Below are 19,617 nucleotides of genomic sequence, written 5' to 3'. Positions count from 1 at the left end.
ATTTCCGTCAATTTCCTGACGCTGCCCACCAGGGGTTTCCCTTATGGAATAACGATGTGCGACACGGCGGCGCCGCCGCGTGTGCTCGCGGCGGCGCCGGGATTCGGACTCCGAGTATGAGTCCGCATGGGCTGTTCGGCCGATGCCGGAACGCCGCTAGCCGCGCCATTCCACGTGGTCGTTGATCTTGGCGATGACGCCGCGCCAGGCGATGGCCGCCTGCTGCGAGTCGTTCTTCTTCAAGCGGCGCTTGGCGAGTTTGCCGCGCAGGCCGCCGTCGACGACGATCCGGAAGGTCTCGTCGAGGTCGTCCAGCGGCGAGCCGGGGGCGAGCGAGTTGACGATGGAGTCGTTCTTCAGCGCGTACCCGAGGTCGCGCCCGACCTCGGCCGCCTTGATGAGCAGCTCGGGCTCCCAGGACTCCTGGCCGCCGCGGAGGTTGGCGACCACCAGGTCCAGCTCGTAGGTGTCGTCTTCGTCACACACGATGTCGTCGGTGCTGAGGCGCTGCTGCAGCTCGGCGTACTCCTCGATCACGGCGAGGTCGTGGTCGTCGTTGGCCTTGACGTACGCGACGAGCGCGTCGGCCTCGCGGAAGACCAGCAGCTTCCCCTTGCGGGTCAAGAAGACCGGGACTTCTTCGGGGGTGGCGTCGAGGGCGTCCTCGTCCTCTTCGGCGGTGTCGTCCTCGTCGTCGGCGAAGTCGGCGGCGTCGGGCTCGGGGGCGTCCTCGTCTTCAGGGGCCGCATCGGCGTCGGCGGCGTGCTTGCCGCGGGGCTGCTCGTCGTCGTCGGCGTCGTCGTCCTCGGCGGGCTCAGGCGCCGCCGCGGCCTTCCCGCCGGGGAGGGTGTCCGACATCCGGTACGCGCGCAGGGTGAAACCGGAGTCCTTGCCCAGGTGGAGCTCCACCGGGTCGACGCTCATCTCGTTCCAGAGCTTGTCCGTCTCGGCGCTGCGCACCGGCTCGTCCGAATCGGCCGCCATGTCGCGTCCCTCCCGTAGTGATCTAGCTGGGGAACAGCGTACGACGACGCGACACTCCCGGTCGTACCCGGTAGGTCCGTTCGGAGGGGAATGGGCGAATGGGGCCCTGAGCAACGAATCTCAAGGCCCCATCGGGTGTCGCTAGTAGCCGCCTCCGGCGGTCGCGGCCATCCCGGCCGGGTGCCACACGGTCTTGTACTCGGTCCACTGCCGCAGCAGGTCGAGGGAGGTGCCCGGGCGCCCGGGGCGGCGGACCACCTTCAGGGTCTCGGCGGCGGCGGCCTCCAGGCTCGCGGCGAGTTCGGCGTCGGCGACACCGCCCAGGTCGAGCCCGTTGACGTCGGCGTGCGCGGCGAGGTGCGGCGCGACCTCGGCGGCCTTGCCGCTGAGGACGTTCACGACCCCGCCGGGCAGGTCGGAGGTGGCGAGCACTTCACCGAAGCTCAACGCGGGCAGCGGCTTCGACTCGCTCGCGAGCACGACCACGGTGTTCCCGGTGGCGATCGCCGGGGCGACGGCCTCGACGAACCCGAGGAGCGGGTCGTCCTGCGGGGCCACCACCGCGATGACGCCGAGCGGTTCAGGGGTCGTGTGGTTGAAGTAGGGGCCCGCGACGGGGTTGGCCCCGCCGAGCACGGACGTGTACTTGTCCGTCCAGCCCGCGTAGTGCACGAGCCGGTCGATCGCGGCCTCCACGGTCCCCAGGGCCGCTTGGGCCTCGGCGCCCGTGGCGTCGGAGAGTTCTTCGGCGAACTGGCCGGCGCGCCCTTCGAGCATCTCGGCGGCGCGGTAGAGGATCTGCCCGCGCAGGTACGCGGTCTGGCCCGCCCAGGGCCGCTGGGCCTTGCGGGCGGCGGCCACGGCGTCGCGGCCGTCCTTGCGGCTGGCGAGCGCGGCGTTGGCCAGCTCGGTCCCGTCCGGGCTGCTCACGGGGTAGCTCCTTCCGGACTCCGAGCGGGGGAACTTCCCGCCCACGTACAGCTTGTAGGTCTTCTTGACCCGCAGGCGATCAGACATCGAGGTAGGCCTCCAGCCCCTGGCGGCCGCCTTCGCGGCCGTAACCGGACTCCTTCAGGCCGCCGAACGGGCTGGCGGCGTCGAACTGGTTGAACGTGTTGGCCCACACCACGCCCGCGCGCAGCCGCTCGGCCGCCCACAGGATCTTGGAGCCCTTCTCGGTCCACACCCCGGCCGAGAGGCCGTAGGGGGTGTTGTTGGCCTTGGCGATCGCCTCGTCCGGGGTGCGGAACGTGAGGACGCTGAGCACCGGGCCGAAGATCTCCTCCTTGGCGATCCGCATGGACTGCTGGACGCCGGTGAACACGGTGGGGCGGAACCAGAACCCGCGCTCGGGCAGGTCGCAGGCGGGCTGCCAGACCTCGGCGCCCTCGTCGCCGCCGGTGGCGGCGAGCGCCTGGATGCGGGAGAGCTGCTCGGCGGAGTTGATGGCGCCGATGTCGGTGTTCTTGTCGAGCGGGTCGCCCACGCGCAGCGTCTCGACGCGGGCCTTGAGCCGCTCGAGCACGTCGTCGGCCACCGACTCCTGCACGAGGAGGCGCGAGCCGGCGCAGCAGACGTGCCCCTGGTTGAAGAAGATGCCGTTGACGATGCCTTCGACGGCCTGGTCGACGGGGGCGTCGTCGAACACGATGTTGGCGGCCTTGCCGCCGAGTTCGAGGGTGAGCTTCTTCTTGGAGCCGGCGATGGATTTCGCGATGGCCCGGCCGACCGCGGTCGAGCCGGTGAACGCGACCTTGTCCACCGCACTGTCCACAAGGGCTGATCCGGTGGCGCCGGCGCCGGGGAGGATGTTGACGACGCCGGGCGGCAGGTCGGCCTCCTGGCACAGCTCGGCGAACATGAGCGCGGTCAGCGGCGTGGTCTCGGCGGGCTTGAGCACCACCGTGTTCCCGCACGCGAGCGCCGGGGCGATCTTCCACGAGAGCATGAGCAGCGGGAAGTTCCAGGGGATGACCTGGCCGATGACGCCGAGCGGCTTCGGGTCGGCTCCGAGGCCCGCGTAGGCGAGCTTGTCGGCCCATCCGGCGTGGTAGAAGAAGTGCTGGGCCGCGGTCGGCACGTCGAAGTCGCGGGTCTCCTTGATGGGCTTGCCGTTGTCCATCGATTCGGCGACGGCGAACTCGCGGGCCCGCTCCTGCAGGAGCCGGGCGATGCGGAACAGGTACTTGCCGCGCTCGGTGCCGCTCATGGGGCCCCACACGGTCTCCTGGGCGCGGCGGGCGGCGGCGACGGCGCGCTGGACGTCGGCCTCGCCGGCCTCGGCCACGGTGAACAGGGCCTCCTCGGTGGAGGGGTTCAGGGATTTGAAGACGGCGCCGTCGGCGGCGTCGGCGAACTCCCCGTCGATGAACAGCCCGTAGTGCTCTTTGATCTGGGGCCGCACCGATTCGGGTGCGGGCGCGTACTCGAACATCGCTTAGTCCACCGTCACGTAGTCGGGGCCGGAGTAGTGGCCGGTCTTGAGCTTCTGGCGCTGCATGAGCAGGTCGTTGAGGAGGCTGGAGGCGCCGAAGCGGAACCACTCGTTGGAGAGCCATGGGTCGCCGAGGACCTCGTTGACGCACACCAGGTACTTGATGGCGTCCTTGGTGTTGCGGATGCCGCCGGCGGGTTTGACGCCGACCTGGACGCCCGTGGCGGCGCGGTAGTCGCGCACGGCCTGCATCATCAGGAGGGTCACCGGGAGGGTGGCGTTGACGCCCACTTTGCCGGTGGAGGTCTTGATGAAGTCGGCCCCGGCGTACATGGCGAGCCAGGAGGCGCGGCGCACGTCGTCGTAGGTGACGAGTTCGCCGGTCTCGAGGATGACCTTGAGGCGGGCTTCGCCGCTGGCGGCCTTGACGGCCTTGATCTCGTGGAAGACCCGTTCCAAATCGCCCGCGAGGAACGCGCCGCGGCTGATGACCATGTCGATCTCGTCGGCTCCGGCGCGCACGGCGGCCTCGGTGTCGGCCAGGCGCACGTCGAGCGGCACCTGTCCGGCGGGGAAGCCGGTGGCGACGGAGGCGACCTTCACCGAGGAGCCTTTGACGGCTTCGGCGGCGACGGCGACCATGGACGGGTAGACGCAGACCGCGGCGGTGGCGGGGGCGTCGCCGTCGGGGCGCACGGCCTTGGAGGCGAGCGACCGGACCTTGCCGGGCGTGTCGGCGCCTTCGAGGGTGGTGAGGTCGATCATGCTGATGGCGAGGTCGATGGCCTTGGCCTTCGCGTCCGCTTTGACGGAGCGGGTGGCGAGCCCCGCCGCGCGCGCTTCGAGGCCTACCGCGTCGACGCCGGGGAGGGCGCGGACGAGGGCGGCGGCCTCAGCGCCGCTCAAAATTGATCCCATGACTGGATGATATCCGTATCCCGGAGACGTTGGACTCAGACTGTGGTGACCAGCTCACATTAGCGCGGCGAGCTGGGCGTTAAGGTTGGGAACCGTGGATGTCAAGATCGTCGAACACCCGCTCGCCGCAGAACGGCTTACCGCCATGCGGGACGAGCGCTCGGACTCGCCAAGGTTCCGGGCTGCCCTGCACGAGCTCACAACAATGCTCGTCTACGAGGCCACGCGCGACGTGGCCGTGACCGAATACGAGATCAGGACGCCCGTGGCCCCGGCCAAGGGCTACCGGCTCGGGAACCCGCCGCTGCTCGTCCCGGTGCTGCGCGCCGGGCTGGGCATGGCGGACGCCGCCCAGGCGATGATCCCGGACGCCTCGATGGGGTTCGTGGGCCTGGCCCGCGACGAGGAGACCCATGAGCCGTACGCGTACATGGAGTCCCTGCCCGACGACCTGGCCGGACGCCATGTCATCGTGCTGGACCCGATGGTCGCCACCGGCGGCTCGCTGCTGCGCTGCTGCGAGATGATCGCCGCGCGCGGCTGCACCGACATCGACCTGATCTCGGTCCTGTGCGCGCCCGACGGGATCGCGAAGCTCGACGCCTCCGGGCTCAGCCTCCGCATGACCACCGCCGCGGTCGACCCGGAGCTCAACGACGCCGCGTACATCATTCCCGGCCTCGGCGACGCCGGCGACCGCCAATTCGGCGCCTACCGCCGCTTCTAGCAGGAACGACATGAGGGGCCGGGCGCGCCGCGCCCCGCCCCCCGTAGTGCTCGGTATAGCTAGTGCGGCACGCCCCCGCCCGCGGCGATCACCGGCCGCGGCCCCCCCCAAGGGCGCCGCCCCCCGCGGATGGTGGCCGCGGCGGGGGGGGGGGGGGGGCGCCCCCCCCCCGGCCCCTCTTCGTGCTCGTTATCGCTAGTGCGGCACGCCCAGGACCGCGGCGATCTCGGCCTTCAGGGCCTCGACGCTCGCGCGGGCCCGTTCGCGGGCGCCCGCGAGGTCGCCGCCGACGTCCTCGCGGACCTCGAGGTACGCCTTGAGCTTCGGCTCGGTGCCGCTGGGGCGGCACACGACCCGGGCGTTCGCCGTCGTGACGGTGACGACGTCGGCGTCGGGCAGCCGGTCGAGGTAGTCGGTGACCGGCTCGTCCAGGAGCGAGGTGGGCGGGTGGGCGCGCAGGCGCTTCATGCACGCGCCGATCTCGCTGAGGTCCTCGACGCGGACGGAGAGCTGCCCGGTCTCGTACACGCCGAACTCCTCGGCGAGCTCGTCGAGGCGGTCCTGCAGGGTCGCCATGCGGGCGGCCTGGCCGGCCGCGATCTCGCTGACGATCAGGGACGCGGAGATGCCGTCCTTGTCGCGCAGGAACTCCGGTGCGACGCAGTAGCCGAGGGCCTCCTCGAACGCGAACGCCAGGTCGGCGCTGGTGCGGGCCAGCCACTTGAAACCGGTGAGGGTCTCCATGTAGCCGAAGCCGCGCTTCTCGCACATCGCCTTCAGCTGCGTGGTGGACACGATCGTGGTCGCGTAGGTGCCCTTGCGACCCTTGCGCATCCAGTGGTCGGCCAGGAGCACGCCCACCTCGTTGCCGCTGAGCTGGCGCCAGGTGCCGTCCCCGACCGGGACGGCGACCGAGCAGCGGTCGGCGTCCGGGTCGAGGGCGAGCGCCACGTCGGCGCCCTCTTCGATCGCGAGGGCCTTGAGCAGGTCGATCGCGCCGGGCTCCTCGGGGTTGGGGAAGGCCACGGTGGGGAAGTCGGCGTCGGGGTCGGCCTGGCGGGCCACCAAGGTGGGGGCCGGGAATCCGGCGCGCTCCATGGCGCGGACCAGGGTCGCGCCGCCGACGCCGTGCATCGGGGTGGCGACGGACGCGAGGCGCTTGGGGTCGTCGGGGTCGACGACGGAGGCGACGGCGTTCAGGTAGTCGTCGACGACCTTGTCGTCGAGGATCTCGCCCTCGTCGCCCAGGGGGATCTCCGAGAGCGGGCCGAGCGCTTCGATCGCGGCCTCGATCTCGGTGTCGGCGGGCGGGACGATCTGGGCGCCCGCGCCGAGGTCGCCGCCGAGCTCGCGGCCCAGGTACACCTTGTAGCCGTTGTCCTGCGGCGGGTTGTGGCTGGCGGTGACCTGCACGGCCGCGGCCGCACCGAGTTTCGTGACGGCGTAGGCGGTCACGGGCGTGGGGAGCGGCCCGGGCATGACGAGGGCGCGGCGGCCCGAACCGGTGACGACGCGCGCGGTCTCGGCGGCGAACGCGCGGCTGCCGTGGCGGGCGTCGTAGCCGATGACGACGGGCCCTTCGGCGCCTTTCGCGTCGAGCCAGTTCGCGAGGCCGGCGGCGGCGGCGCGCACGACGGCGAGGTTCATGCCGTTCGGTCCGGCGCGCAGCGGGCCGCGCAGGCCCGCAGTGCCGAACTTGAGCCGCCCGGCGAAGCGGTCGGTGAGGTCGGGGCCCGCCGCGGGGAGGCCGTCGAGCAGCCGGTACAGCTCGTCCCGGGAGGTCTTGTCAGGGTCGTCGGTGATCCACTGCAGCACGTCGGCGCGCAGCGCATCCAGGTTGGTCGTCTCCTCCGTCATGCAGAAATCGTCGCATATCCGCAAGACGGGAGGCCGCTGTTGTGGACCGTGTGGCCTCAGCCGGTCTTGAACGACGCCACAGCCTCGTCGTACACCTGCTGTGATAGGTCCCATGCCCCGGCGTCGCCGGAGATGAACACGCCGTAGGCGGTGCCGTCGCCGTCGTCGGCGAGCGCCCAGATCGAGTGCCGCTCGGCGCCGTCGTCGAGGTTCGTGCCGGTGTACTCCAGGACCGTGCCGTCCATGCCGCCGAACGAGGTCGCGGCGAGCTGCGCCTGGTCGAGGTCCTCCATGCTCTCGGGCAGCCCGTCCCAGTAGTCGGTGAGGTACGCCTCGGCGCTGTCGGCCTCGTGGTCGAAACCGGAGTAGAACCGCACCCACTGGGTCTCGTCGTCGGGGTTGTAGTACACCGCGTAGTGCTCGCCCCCTTCGCCTTCGACCCAGGTCGCCGGGTAGTTCGCGGTGAACCCGTCGCCCTCGTGCGTCTTGGTCTCGAACGCCGGGCCCTCGCCGCCCTCGGATTCTCCGCCCTCACCGGTAGGGTCCTCCCCGGCGCTGTCGGACGCGCCCGGGTCCCCGCCGCCGTCGGTGTCGCCGAGGAGCACCTTGTAGGCGCCCCAGACGAGGACGAGCGCCAGGAGCACGCACACGACGATGACCGACGTGGACTTCCACACGTTCCCGCCCGGCTCCGGCTCAGGGTCACGGTCGCGAATACTCGGGCGCGCGCCCGTGCGCGGCGGCGAGACGTCCTGGTAGGCGCCCTGCTGCTGGAGCGGCGGCGACTGCTGCGGGATCCCGCCGGTGCCCAGCGGCCCGGCGAGCAGCGCCTGGAGCTCCTGGCGGACCTGCGGCAGGGGCGCGCGCTGCTGCGGGTCCTTCGCGAGCATCCCGCCGATGAGCGGCGTGAGCGGCCCGGCGTGCCGCGGGCTCTCCGGCGGCTCCTGGACGACCGCGCGCATGGTCGAGACGGCGTCCCCGCGGTCGAACGGCGGCCGCCCCTCGACGGCCGCGTACAAGGTCACGCCGAGACTGAACACGTCGCTCGCCGGCTCGGCCGGGTGGCCGACGGCCCGCTCGGGCGCGATGTAATGCGCCGACCCCAGCACCTTCCCCGGCGTCGTACCCCCGGAGACCTGATGCTGCTGCGCCGCACCGAAATCCGAGAGCACGCACCGGCCATCGGTGGAGATGAGGACGTTCCCGGGCTTGATGTCCCGGTGGATGATCCCCGCGTCGTGCGCCGCCTGGAGCGCGCCGACGAGCGCGAGCCCGATCTTCGCGGCGACGCGCGGCGCGAGCGGCCCGTCCTGCGTCAGGATCTCCGCGAGGCTCCGGGCCTGCAGGAGCTCCATGACGATCCAAGGCAGCCCGGCGTGCTCGACCACGTCGAAGATCCGGATGATCGACGGGTGCGACAGCGCCGCGGCGATCTGCGCCTCGCGGCGCGACCGGTCGATGAGCTGGACGCGCTCGGGCGCGGGCAGGTCCGGCGGCAGGAACACCTCTTTCAAGGCCACCTCGCGGCGCAGCACCATGTCCTGGGCGCGCCACACGGACCCGTTGCCGCCCTTGCCGACCAGGTCGACGAGCTGGTAACGGTCGGCCACGAGGTCCCCGGGCCCGGCCCGGTTGCCGGTGCCGGTGGGGGCGACGCGCGGGCGCTGGCCCTGGCCGCCGACGGCGAAGCTCTGGCCGAGGTTCCCGTAGTTGCCGTAGGAGGAGCTGTTCCGGGAGGAGGAGTCGCCGTACGAGTCGCCGCCGTACGCGTCCCGGTTGAACCCGGGGTTCGACTGGCCGTAGCCCGGCTCGGACTGCCCGAAGGACGGGTTCGACTGCCCGTACGCGGGGGCGTACGGGTCGGGCCGGGAGCCCTGGGAGGGGCGGTACGGGTCGGCTCCGCCGCGCGGTCCGGCCGCGCCGAAGGAGGGATGCGGATCACCCCCGCCGCGCCCGGATCCGTAGGATGCACCGGAGAACCCGGGCGGCTCTTGGGGTTCGGGGGAGTACCGAGGGGACGGTACCGCGCCGGGGCGGGGGTCCTCATATGCGCCGGGACCACCGCGACCGTAGTCAGATGAGTACGTCATTCGGCTACTCCTCGCGAGGGATCCACACTAGTTTGCCGTGTCGGGGCCGACTGGTCGGTACCGGGCCCATTTACGACTCGCAAGCGTCACCGCGGCTGCTTCCGTAACCGGTCGTGCGCGTGCCGTAAAAGGCGGGTGGCCTCGGGCGCGGCGCCGCGAATCTACGGCTCGCAAACCTCGCCGAGGCCGTGCCCCCGGGACCGGGGCGGAGCTTCCCGGAGACGCAGTTCAACCCCTAGGATGGCAGCCATGCAGTCGTCACCGCAAGGCCGCGACGGGATCGAGATCCGACCCGTCTACGGACCCGACGACGCCGCGAAGGACCTCCCGGAGCGACTCGGCGAACCCGGGTCCTTCCCCTACACGCGCGGCGTCCACCCGTCCATGTACACCTCCAAGCCCTGGACCATGCGCCAGTACGCGGGGTTCGCCACCGCCGCGGAGTCCAACCGCCGCTACCGCGACCTCCTCGAAGCCGGCACCACCGGCCTCTCCGTCGCCTTCGACCTGCCCACCCAGATGGGCTACGACTCCGACGCGCCCGAAGCCGCAGGCGAGGTCGGCAAGGTCGGCGTCGCCGTGGACTCCCTCGCCGACATGCGCGTCCTCTTCGGCGGCATCCCCCTCGACGAGGTCTCCACCTCGATGACCATCAACGCCCCCGCCGCGGTCCTCCTCCTGCTCTACCAGCTCGTCGCCGAAGAGCAGGGCGCCGACCCCGCGAAACTGCGCGGCACCATCCAGAACGACATCCTCAAGGAGTACATCGCGCGCGGCACCTACATCTTCCCGCCCGCGCCCTCGCTCCGACTCGTCGCCGACACCTTCGCGTACTGCGCCGCCGAACTCCCGGCCTGGAACACCATCTCCATCTCCGGCTACCACATGGCCGAAGCCGGGGCGACCCCCGCGCAGGAACTCGCGTTCACCCTCGCCGACGGCATCGAGTACGTCAACTGCGCCATCGCCGCCGGCCTCGACGTCGACGCCGTCGCCCCCCGCCTCTCCTTCTTCTTCGTCGCCCGCTCCACCCTCCTCACCGAGGTCGCCAAGTTCCGCGCCGCCCGCCGCATGTGGGCCCACATCATGCGCGACCGCTTCGGCGCCAAAGACCCCCGCTCCATGAAGCTCCGCTTCCACACCCAGACCGCCGGCGTCGAACTCACCGCCCAGCAGCCCGAGGTGAACCTCGCCCGCGTCACCGTGCAGGCCCTCGCCGCCGTCCTCGGCGGCACCCAGTCCCTCCACACCAACGCCTACGACGAGGCCATCGCCCTCCCCACCGACGCCTCCGCCCGCCTGGCCCTGCGCACCCAGCAGGTCATCGCCGGTGAGACCGACCTCACCGCCACCGTCGACCCCTTCGCCGGCTCCTACGCCGTCGAAGCCCTCACCGACGCGGTCGAAGCCGAGGCCCTGCGCCTCATTGACGCCGTCTTCGCCCACGGCTCCGCCGTCGAGGCCATCGAAGCGGGCTTCCAGAAGAGCGAGATCGAACGCAGCGCCTACGAGACCGCCAAGCGCATCGACTCCGGCGAGCAGACCGTCGTCGGCGTCAACGCCTACACCCTCACCGGCGCCGAAGCCCCCTACCAGCCGCTCAAAGTGGACCCCGCGATCGAGGCCGCGCAGGTCGCCCGCCTCGCCGCCCACCGCGACTCCCGCGACGCCGCCGCACTGCGCACCGCACTCGCCGCCGTCACCGACGCCGCCGCCGGCACCGCCAACGTCCTCTACCCCCTCAAGACCGCACTCGCCGCCGGCGCCACCGTCGGCGAGGTCTGCACCGCCCTCGCCGCCGAATGGGGACGGTACGTACCGACCGACAATTGGTGAGCGCATCATCACTGAGAGGCGAAGCGCACAATGCGTCTGTCGCCGAAAACGCGACAACGGGAAACACTGGCCCGCGGACGCGACATACCGGCCTTGCGCGTCCCTGTTCCGAATGAAAACCGGATCCCGGCCGTAACTTATCGGCCCGGCAAGCGTTATGCCTCATGACAGCGGGTACAGCTCTGGGGCCGTGACCGTTCGTCGCGCGACCGTCACCACTGGCGCGGGGACCAGCAGGACGGGCAGCCGGACGTCGCAAATCACGGCGCTGGCCGCAACGGAGCGCGATCGGATTAAGCTTGCCGGATCGCACCTCCATTGGCTTGATCCTCGAACGCGAATTGCGAGGCGCGAAGGAATGTTTACGCTCACTGCGGAGAAAGTCGTCGAGATGGGTATCGCCACAAAGTCCAATGAGCCGCTGCCGGGTGCCATCGCACCCGAATCGTGTCTCGTGGTGCCCGGCGCCCTCCCCCCGTTCGACAATTCCGGCAACGCCGCTGAGGAGCAGGCCATGTCCATGTCGCTGCCCGAGTTCCTGGACGGCTGGCTGGCCGCCCACGCGGGCGAGGTCATCGCGGCCCGCCGCCACATCCACGCGAATCCGCGCCTCTCCCGCCAGGAGCACGACACCGCGAACTACGTGGCCGCCGCCCTCGCCGACGCCGGCCTCGACCCGCAGATCATCCCCGACGGCACCGGCCTCACCTGCGACATCGGCACCGGCGACCGCGTGATCGCCATCCGCGCCGACATGGACGCCCTGCCGATCCACGACCCCAAGCAGGTCCCGTACCGCTCCACCGTCCCCGGCGTCTGCCACGCGTGCGGCCACGACGCCCACACCGCGATGCTCATGGGCCTCGGCCGCGTCCTCGCCGAGATCGATCGCCTCGAAGGCCTCCCCGGCCGGTTCCGGCTCGTGTTCCAGCCGTCCGAGGAGCAGTTCCCGTCCGGCGCGCCCACCATGATCAAGTACGGGGCGCTGCAGGACGTCGCCGCGATCTTCGCGTTCCACTGCGACCCGCAGTTCCAGTCCGGGAAGATCGCCGTCCGCAACGGCCCCCTGACCGCCGCGTGCGACGTCATGGAGGTCCGCATGTCCGGCCGCGGCGGCCACACCTCCCGCCCGCACCTCACCTCCGACCTCGTCAACGCCATCGGGCGTGTCGTCGTCGACGTGCCCGCGCTCGTGAACCGCCGCCTCGACCCGCGCCAGTCCGTCGCGATCGTCTTCGGCGCGGTCCAGGCCGGCGAGGCCGCGAACGCGATCCCGCAGGAGGCCCTGGCGCGCGCCACCGTCCGCGTGCACGGCCGCGAGACCTGGGACATGATCCCCGACCTCGTGCAGGAGGTGACCCGCTCGGTCGCCCGCGCCTCCGGCGTCGAATGCGAGATCGACTACCGCCGCGGCGTCCCGCCGGTCGTCAACGACCGCATCGCCTCCGCGATGTTCGCCGGCGCCACCGCCGCCGCGCTCGGCGACGACGCCGTCGCCGAAGCCCCCATGTCCATGGGCGGCGAGGACTTCGCGTACTACCTCGAGCAGGTGCCCGGCGCGATGGCCCGCCTCGGCGTCGGCCGCCCCGGCGAGCGCCTCGACATCCACCAGGGCAACTTCGACATCGACGAGACCGCGCTCGCCCACGGCGTGCGCGTCATGACCCACACGGTCCTCGCCGCCGCCGCGAGCCCGGCTTTCTGAAGAGGCACGAGCTAAAGCAGCGCACGACGATCGGGGAGTCGCTTCGCGACTCCCCGATCGTCGTCTAAGAACATGAACGGAGCGTCCAGGCAAATCGGACACTCCTGGGAACCCCCGAGATCAACGCTACGCGCGAGGTCCGACAAGCAACCCGGCCCGCGAAACATGAACGGAGCGTCCCGGCAAAACGGACATCCGCAGCGCCCCCGAAACCCGAGCGTACGCACCGGGTCCGACACACCCGCCGACCAGCGGCGCTGTATCCGAACCGAACAGCGAGCCGAACCGGCCCAACCTGCCCCGGTCAGCTATCGGCGGAAGACCGCCTACTCGGCCGTCGGCCGCTTCCGCAGCGTCTCGACGTAGTCCTGCGGCGCACCCGCGGCCTCCGCCGCCTGCATGATCTCGTCGAGGTACCACTGGCTCGGCAGCCCGCCCTCGAACCCCTCGAACACGTACAGCCACACGGGCCGGTTCGCCTCCAGCGTCGCCGCCTGGGTGTGCATCTTCCGATACAACCCCGAGTTCAGCCCCTCGAGCTCGTCGAGGACCTGCCGGTCGGCCGGGTCGAGGTCGTAGAGCGCCACGAACACCCGCTCACCCGGGGACTCCACCACCGTCGCCACGGCGGTCTCCGAGCCCAGATCGGCGTTGCCGAACGTCAGGCGCCAGCCTTCCAGCCAGCCGGTACCCACCAGCGGCGACCGCGGGCACGTGGCGCGCATTCGGGCAGGGTCGAGATTCGAGCCATACGCGGCATAGAGATGCACGACTCGAAGATACCCTTAAACCAGCCCGCACTGAAGCATCCCGAACACCGAAAGGCGCACCGTGGCACGAGTAGCGATCATCGGAGGAGGCCCCGCCGGGTATGAAGCGGCCCTCGTGGCGGCCCAACTCGGCGCCGACGTCACCCTCATCGAGGCCACCGGACCGGGCGGCGCGTGCGTCCTCTCCGACTGCGTCCCCTCCAAGACCTTCATCGCCGCCTCCTCCGTCCTCACCGAGATCCACGAATCCAGCGAACTCGGCGTCGCCACCCTCGAAGCCACCGCCGACCCCGCCGCCGTCAACGGCCGCGTCCGCCGCCTCGCCGCCCAGCAGTCCGCCGACATCGCCCAGAAACTCCTCAACGCCGGCGTCGACATCGTCCAGGGGCGCGGCGCCCTCCGCGTCGACAAGGGCTACAACTACCTCCACGAACTCCACATCGTCCCCCTCGAAGGCGAACCGTACGACGCCGACGCCGACGTCGTCCTCATCGCCACCGGCGCCACCCCCCGCACCCTCACCTCCGCCCCCGTCGACGGCGAACGCATCCTCACCTGGCGCCAGCTCTACGACCTCAAAGAACTCCCCGAGCACCTCATCGTCGTCGGCTCCGGCGTCACCGGCGCCGAATTCGCCTCCGCGTACCTCGCCATGGGCTCCCACGTCACCCTCATCTCCTCCCGCGACCGCGTCATGCCCCACGAAGACGCCGAAGCCGCCGAAACCGTCGGGCGCGTCTTCGTCCGCCGCGGCATGGACGTGCGCAACCACTCCCGCGCCGCCGCCGCCCGCCGCACCGACGACGGCGTCGAAGTCGAACTCGACGACGGCACCGTCATCCAAGGCACCCACGCCCTCATCTGCGTCGGCTCCATCCCCAACTCCGACAACCTCGGCCTCCACGCCTACGGCATCACCGTCGACGAGCGCGGATTCATCCCCGTCGACAAGGTCTCCCGCACCAACGTCCCCGGCGTCTACGCCGCCGGCGACGTCACCGGCGTCCACGCCCTCGCCTCCGTCGCCGCCATGCAGGGCCGCATCGCCATCTGGCACGCCCTCGGCGAAGCCGTGCGCCCCATCAAACTCGCCCACGTCGCCGCCAACGTCTTCACCGACCCCGAACTCGCCTCCGTCGGCGTCACCCAAGCCGACGTCGACTCCGGCAAAGTGGACTGCCGCGGCGTCCTCCTCCCCTTCGCCTCCAACCCCCGCGCCAAGATGGTCGACCGCACCGAAGGCTTCGTGAAGCTCTTCGCCTGGAACTCCTCCGGGATCGTCGCCGGCGGCGTCGTCGTCGGCTCCCGCGCCTCCGAACTCATCACCCCGATCGCACTGGCCGTGGAGCAGCGGCTCACGGTCGAGCAGGTTGCGCGGACGTTCACGATCTACCCGTCGCTGTCCGGCTCGGTCGCCGAGGCCGCCCGCCAGCTCATGGAGTTCTAGACGCACGCGAAGAGGGCCCGCGGCGCGATGCCGCGGGCCCTCTCCGTATCTCGTCGTACCGTGTGCTACTTGAACGCCTCGACCCGCAGGTGGCGGATCAGGTGCACGTCGGTCGAGCCGCCTGTGGAGGAGGAGAGCCCGAACTTGAACGTCTCCGGCAGGGCGTCGGGGACCTCGGCCTCCAGGACGCGGGTCCAGCCGTCGCCGTTCTGGAAGTCGATGTCGACGGTGATCGCCGCCTGGTCGCCGTCGGGCACGACCTTGAGCTTCACCGTGCGCTTGGCGTCGGCGAGCGTCTCGGCGCGCAGGCTCGCGGGGAAGTCGGTGCCGTAGATGTCCCCGTTCGGGTAGGTGCCGATCTTCTCGTCAGTGGCCGTCGTGGCGAGCAGGCAGTAGCCCTCATGGCCCTGGCCCGGCCCGCGGAGCGCGACGTTGTCAGGGGCCCGGTTGGTCTCGATCCGCAGATGCGCGGGCGCCTGCTCGTCCTGCCCGCAGCCGTCGCCGCGGCCCTCGGTGTCGCCCGAGAAGTTGCCCCAGGCGTCCAGGCCCAGACCCAGGTAGCCGCCGTCGACACCGTCGTTGACATGCCCGTTCGCCTCGAACTGGGCGTACCCGAGACTGCCGCCGAACGCACCCGTCTCGGTCAGGTCAGTGTCGCCGTCGACGAGGAAGAACGCGATGCCGTCCGCGGCCGAGCCGCCGTACTGGTACTGCGAGAACGTCACCTCGATGCCGTGCTTGGACGGCAGCGCCTTGTTGTAGACGACGCCGCCGGTGTCGTACCTGGCGGCATCGGTCAGCTGCAGGTACCCGGGCTGCTTCCCCGAAGCCGGGACCGGCCCGGTGGCCTGGTCGGAGCAGGAGTCGAACGCGTCCGCCCCGACGAGCTCGGTCGCCGCCGTCAAGCAGGCGTTGAGCGAGGCGAAGTTGTCGTCCCCCACCTCAGTGCCGGTGAACTCCTCGCTCACCAGCAGGACCTTCGCCTCCGGGTCCTGGGAGTGCGCGACGCCGGGGACCGCGGCGAGCGTCGCGGCGATCATCATCGAACCCGCCCCGAACATGGCAGTACGTTTCACAGGTGCTCCTTCGATCCTGATGCGAAGCGCCGACCCGCTGGCCGCGCCCACGCGGTCCGCGGCCTGAAGAACCGCGACCGGCTACAGAGCGAAGCTATATGAGAACCATCACCATCGAGGCCGGTTCCCATAACTGTGGACGGTCTACAAGGGCCGAAAACAGGGAGGGCGGCCGGTACCCCGGCCGCCCCCTGCCCTCCCCTCGTTCCCTTCCCGGCTCCCTCGTTCGGCTCCCGCTCAGGCGTCCCTGCGGCGCATCACCAGCCACCCCCCGACCAGCGCCGCCACCGTCCACAGCACCAGCAGCAGGATCCCCTCCCAAGGCCCGTAGTCCCGCCCGAACTGCGGATCACCCGGCCGCGTCAAATGCATGATCACCAGACCCACCTGATCGGGAAGGTACTGCGCCACCGGCTTGATCGCCTCGATGTTCCCCAGCCCCTGACCCGACAGGAACAGCACCGGCAGCAGCACCGACAACGTGACCACCGTGCTGCGCAGCATCACCGCGATCGCCGCCGTGAACACACTCAGCAGCGTCAGATGAATCCACCCGCCCAGCAGCGACTGGACCGTCCACCACGCCGTCAACGGCGCCGCCGCATCGCCGATCACCAACCGCACCAGCCCGAACACCGCCAACTCCACCACCAGCGCCGCAGCCGCCACCGTGAGCCCCACCGACGTCATCTTCGCCGCGAACAGCCTGCCCCGCGACGGCACCGCCGCCAGCGACGCCCGGATCGTCCCCGTCGAGAACTCCGCACCCACCGTCGCCACCGCGAACGTCACCAGCACCAACTGGGCCGTCAGCAACCCGAAGAACACCGGCAGCAGCGCATCGGTCTTCGGACCGCCCGCCGAGAACCCGTTCGCGACCACCCAGCCCAACCCGAGCGCGACGAACGCGAACAGGCTCAACGCCACCACCGTCGACCGCACCGACCGGATCTTCACCCACTCGGCCGACGCCGCCCGCACGAACCCGCTCACAGCGCACCCCCGGGCATGCCCGAACCGCTCCGAAAATCGACCGACGCACCCGTCAACCGCATGAACGCCTCCTCCAGGCTCGACCCGCCGCCGTCCGCCGCATGCGCGGCGATGAAATCCTCCGTGGACGTGTCCGCCAGCAGCCGGCCCCGCCCGATCACCACCAGATGCTCCGCCGTCAACGCCATCTCCGACATGAGATGACTCGACACCAGCACCGTCCGGCCCTCAGCCGCCAGACCCTTCATCAGATGCCGGATCCACACCACCCCCTCCGGGTCGAGACCGTTCACCGGCTCGTCGAGAATGAGCACCCCCGGGTCGCCCAGCAGCGCCGCCGCCACACCGAGCCGCTGCTTCATCCCCAGCGACAACGCCTTCGCGCGCTTCCGCGCCACCCCCGCCATCCCGGTGGCCTCCAAGACCTCCCCGATCCGCCGCTCCCCGATCCCGTTCGTGCGCGCCAGCCACCGCAGATGCTCACGCACACTCCGCGTCGGATGCAGATCCCCGGCCTCCATCAACGCCCCGACCTCAGTCAACGGCCGGTCAAGGGACGCATACGGCCGCCCGTTCACCATCGCCCGCCCACTCGTGGGCCGGTCCAGGCCGAGGATCAGCCGGATCGTCGTGGACTTCCCCGCGCCGTTCGGCCCCAGGAAACCGGTGACACGCCCCGGCTCCACCGTGAACGACAGGTCGTCGACGGCCGTGCCGCCCCTATACCGCTTCGTCAGATTTCGTACTTCGATCACACAGCCACCGTAGAAAACCAAGCACCGCAACGACAGTCCCCGAAGGTCGCTCCCGCCCGCGACGAAAGTGAACCGCCACCGCGCCGACCCGATGCGTACCCTGGCCCTATGAAAGGTCTGCTCGCGACCATCGCCATCGTCCTCGCCGAGTTCACCCTGCTCGCCGCCCTGCCCGCCGGACCCATCCCCGCCGGCATCCTCGCCCTCCTCGCCGCCGCCGTCGTCGTCGCCCTCTGGCAGCGCTACCGCCGCTCCATGCGCGAACAGGAAGTCGCCGTCGAACGCGAACGCCTGCGCCTCGCCCGCGACATGCACGACCGCATCGGCCGCCGCCTCGGCCTCGCCGCCGTCCAAGTCGCCGCCCTCGAAGTCCGCGAAACCGACACCGAACGCCGCGCCGAAGCCCGCCAGGTCGGCGACACCGTCCGCGCCGCCGTCGAAGACCTCCACGGCCTCGTGTCACTCCTGCGCACCGGCGCCGAGACCGAGACCCGCTTCGACCCCGCCGAAGCCGCCACCCTCGCCGCCGCCTTCATGGAAGCGGGCGTCCCCGTCGAACTCCGCCACGAAGGCACACCCGGCCCCCTCCCCGCCGTCGCCGCCCGAGCCGCCTACGCCGTCCTCGAAGAAGGCCTCGCGAACGCCGCGAAACACGCCCCCGGCGCACCCGTCCGCGCCACCGTCACCTGGGAGGCCGACGCCCTGCTCATCGCCGTCGAAAACCCGATCCCCGCAACGAAGACCCCCGGCCTGCCCGGCGGACACGGACTCCCCGGCCTCCACGAACGCGTCGCCGCAGCAGGCGGCCTCCTCGACCACCGCACCGACGCCGGCCGCTTCCGACTGAGCGCCATGCTGCCCCTCCCCACCAGCCGCCCGCAACTCCCGCGAACCGCCCGCGCCGCCGCCGTCGCCACCGTCGTCCTCCTCCTCGTCCTCCTCCCGCTGACCTCGATCGCCGGGGTGCAGGGCGGATGACGCGCGTCGTGATCGCCGACGACGAGCCGCTCGTCGTCGAAGGGGTGCGCACGGTCCTGGAAGCAGCGGGCATCGACATCGCCGGCACCGCCCACAACGGACGCGACGCGCTGGCGGCGATCGAACGTTGCCGCCCGGAGGTCGCGCTGGTGGACCTGCACATGCCGGGCCTGGGCGGTCTCGCGGTGGTCGAGCGGCTCGACGCGGTGTCGCCGGGGACGCGGGCGCTGGTGCTGACCTCCTTCGGCGACCAGGAGAACGTGCTGTCGGCAGTGGAGAAGGGGGCCGCGGGGTTCGTTCTGAAGACCTGCGCGCCAGAGGAACTGGTGACGGCGGTCCGCGCGGTCGCGGCGGGGGAGGCGTACCTGTCGCCGGTGGTGACGCGGATGGTGCTGGGCCTGGTGGCCCCGGAGTCGGCGCCCCGGCGGCGCGATGCGGTGGAGCGCGTCGCGCGACTGGCCGCGCGCGAACGCGAGGTCCTGGAGGCGGTGGCCGAAGGCCTCTCGAACGCGGAGATCGCGGGCCGGGTCCACATGAGTGAAGCAAGCGTCAAGACCTATGTGAGCCGAGTGCTCGCCAAGCTCGGCTGCACCAACCGGGTTCAGGCGGCGATGCTGGCGAGGGACGCGAGAACCTGACCCCAGCGCAAGCCCGCATCGACCCGAAGTTATCCACAGCCCGCGAACAGCAGTTTCATTGCGATTACCGCGAGTTATCCACAGGCGGGAAATAGTTCTGGGCAACCCTTGCCCGACATGTGATTGTTGATTGAAAAAACGGCTGCTTCGCCGGTGGAGGCGGAAGTGCGGAGTGGCGGTCCGGTCCTGGCAGGACTGGCGGCGAATGTGGGAACCCCGGGGGGCCGCCCCCGAAGACCGCGCGGGAGTGCACTCCCGCGCGGCTCCTGCCAGGAGACCTCGCGAGGGGTACGAACGCGGGCGCACCGGCAACGACGCCGGTGCGCCCGCACCAGAATTCTCGACACATGCGAACACCCAGGCCCACTCGGCACACGCGCAGCTCGACACAGCACCGAAAACACCGAGG

At 70.9% G+C, this 19,617-nt stretch carries 16 protein-coding genes; 6 read left to right on the top strand and 10 right to left on the bottom strand.

What is annotated here, in order from left to right:
* Window positions 1-156: 156 nt before the first annotated feature.
* The 4 genes from QWI33_RS12140 to deoC form a co-directional block, all read right to left on the bottom strand.
* Window positions 157-984 carry a SatS C-terminal domain-containing protein gene (locus QWI33_RS12140; RefSeq protein WP_289957409.1) on the bottom strand — a complete coding sequence of 276 codons (828 nt, stop codon included), beginning with the start codon at window positions 982-984 and terminating at the stop codon, window positions 157-159.
* A 141-nt stretch (window positions 985-1,125) separates the two neighbouring features.
* A complete protein-coding gene (locus QWI33_RS12135; RefSeq protein WP_289957408.1) occupies window positions 1,126-2,001 on the bottom strand; it encodes an aldehyde dehydrogenase family protein in 876 nt (291 codons plus the stop codon).
* A complete protein-coding gene (locus tag QWI33_RS12130) occupies window positions 1,994-3,418 on the bottom strand; it encodes an aldehyde dehydrogenase family protein (protein WP_289957407.1) in 1,425 nt (474 codons plus the stop codon). The genes QWI33_RS12135 and QWI33_RS12130 overlap by 8 nt, the downstream gene beginning before the upstream one ends.
* Before the next feature lie 3 nt (window positions 3,419-3,421).
* Window positions 3,422-4,336: a deoxyribose-phosphate aldolase gene (deoC, locus tag QWI33_RS12125; RefSeq protein WP_289957406.1), complete on the bottom strand. Its 915-nt coding sequence runs from the start codon at window positions 4,334-4,336 to the stop codon at window positions 3,422-3,424.
* Window positions 4,337-4,430: 94 nt separating this feature from the next.
* On the opposite strand from deoC, the gene upp reads away from it, so the two are divergent.
* Window positions 4,431-5,063 carry a uracil phosphoribosyltransferase gene (gene upp, locus QWI33_RS12120; protein ID WP_270115372.1) on the top strand — a complete coding sequence of 211 codons (633 nt, stop codon included), beginning with the start codon at window positions 4,431-4,433 and terminating at the stop codon, window positions 5,061-5,063.
* A 195-nt stretch (window positions 5,064-5,258) separates the two neighbouring features.
* Here the strand turns inward: upp and QWI33_RS12115 are convergent, their stop codons facing one another.
* Complete coding sequence (locus QWI33_RS12115) at window positions 5,259-6,920, bottom strand: phospho-sugar mutase (RefSeq protein ID WP_289957405.1); 1,662 nt, start codon at window positions 6,918-6,920, stop codon at window positions 5,259-5,261.
* Window positions 6,921-6,976: 56 nt separating this feature from the next.
* A complete protein-coding gene (locus QWI33_RS12110) occupies window positions 6,977-9,010 on the bottom strand; it encodes a serine/threonine-protein kinase (RefSeq protein WP_289957404.1) in 2,034 nt (677 codons plus the stop codon).
* A 249-nt stretch (window positions 9,011-9,259) separates the two neighbouring features.
* On the opposite strand from QWI33_RS12110, the gene QWI33_RS12105 reads away from it, so the two are divergent.
* Entirely contained in the window at window positions 9,260-10,846 is a 1,587-nt protein-coding gene (locus QWI33_RS12105; RefSeq protein WP_289957403.1) for an acyl-CoA mutase large subunit family protein, read from the top strand.
* A gap of 391 nt (window positions 10,847-11,237) precedes the next feature.
* Window positions 11,238-12,551, top strand: coding sequence for an amidohydrolase (locus tag QWI33_RS12100; protein ID WP_289957402.1), 1,314 nt, complete (start codon window positions 11,238-11,240; stop codon window positions 12,549-12,551).
* Between the two features lie 326 nt (window positions 12,552-12,877).
* Here the strand turns inward: QWI33_RS12100 and QWI33_RS12095 are convergent, their stop codons facing one another.
* Window positions 12,878-13,321 (bottom strand): gamma-glutamylcyclotransferase family protein, encoded by a 444-nt coding sequence (locus QWI33_RS12095; RefSeq protein ID WP_289957401.1) that lies wholly within the window; start codon window positions 13,319-13,321, stop codon window positions 12,878-12,880.
* Window positions 13,322-13,382: 61 nt separating this feature from the next.
* Between QWI33_RS12095 and QWI33_RS12090 the strand changes: the two genes are divergently transcribed.
* The gene (locus QWI33_RS12090; protein ID WP_289957400.1) at window positions 13,383-14,768 is read left to right on the top strand and encodes an NAD(P)H-quinone dehydrogenase; all 1,386 of its coding nucleotides are present in this window, start codon (window positions 13,383-13,385) and stop codon (window positions 14,766-14,768) included.
* A gap of 65 nt (window positions 14,769-14,833) precedes the next feature.
* Here the strand turns inward: QWI33_RS12090 and QWI33_RS12085 are convergent, their stop codons facing one another.
* The 3 genes from QWI33_RS12085 to QWI33_RS12075 all read right to left on the bottom strand — a co-directional run bounded on the left by QWI33_RS12085 (window position 14,834) and on the right by QWI33_RS12075 (window position 17,592).
* Window positions 14,834-15,844: an L-type lectin family protein gene (locus tag QWI33_RS12085; protein ID WP_289957399.1), complete on the bottom strand. Its 1,011-nt coding sequence runs from the start codon at window positions 15,842-15,844 to the stop codon at window positions 14,834-14,836.
* 237 nt (window positions 15,845-16,081) lie between these two features.
* Window positions 16,082-16,837: a hypothetical protein gene (locus QWI33_RS12080; RefSeq protein WP_289957398.1), complete on the bottom strand. Its 756-nt coding sequence runs from the start codon at window positions 16,835-16,837 to the stop codon at window positions 16,082-16,084.
* Window positions 16,834-17,592 carry an ABC transporter ATP-binding protein gene (locus QWI33_RS12075; RefSeq protein WP_289957397.1) on the bottom strand — a complete coding sequence of 253 codons (759 nt, stop codon included), beginning with the start codon at window positions 17,590-17,592 and terminating at the stop codon, window positions 16,834-16,836. The genes QWI33_RS12080 and QWI33_RS12075 overlap by 4 nt, the downstream gene beginning before the upstream one ends.
* Window positions 17,593-17,700: 108 nt before the next feature.
* Between QWI33_RS12075 and QWI33_RS12070 the strand changes: the two genes are divergently transcribed.
* Both QWI33_RS12070 and QWI33_RS12065 read left to right on the top strand, forming a co-directional pair.
* Window positions 17,701-18,570: a sensor histidine kinase gene (locus QWI33_RS12070; RefSeq protein WP_289957396.1), complete on the top strand. Its 870-nt coding sequence runs from the start codon at window positions 17,701-17,703 to the stop codon at window positions 18,568-18,570.
* Window positions 18,567-19,208, top strand: a complete 642-nt coding sequence (locus QWI33_RS12065) for a response regulator (RefSeq protein WP_289957395.1) — start codon at window positions 18,567-18,569, stop codon at window positions 19,206-19,208. Before QWI33_RS12070 ends, QWI33_RS12065 begins: the two co-directional genes overlap by 4 nt.
* The last annotated feature ends 409 nt before the right edge of the window (window positions 19,209-19,617 follow it).

The sequence above is a fragment of the Glycomyces tritici genome (assembly GCF_030403505.1).
Note: the sequence above shows the minus strand (reverse complement) of the source record. Positions and strands in the feature narration are given on the sequence as shown.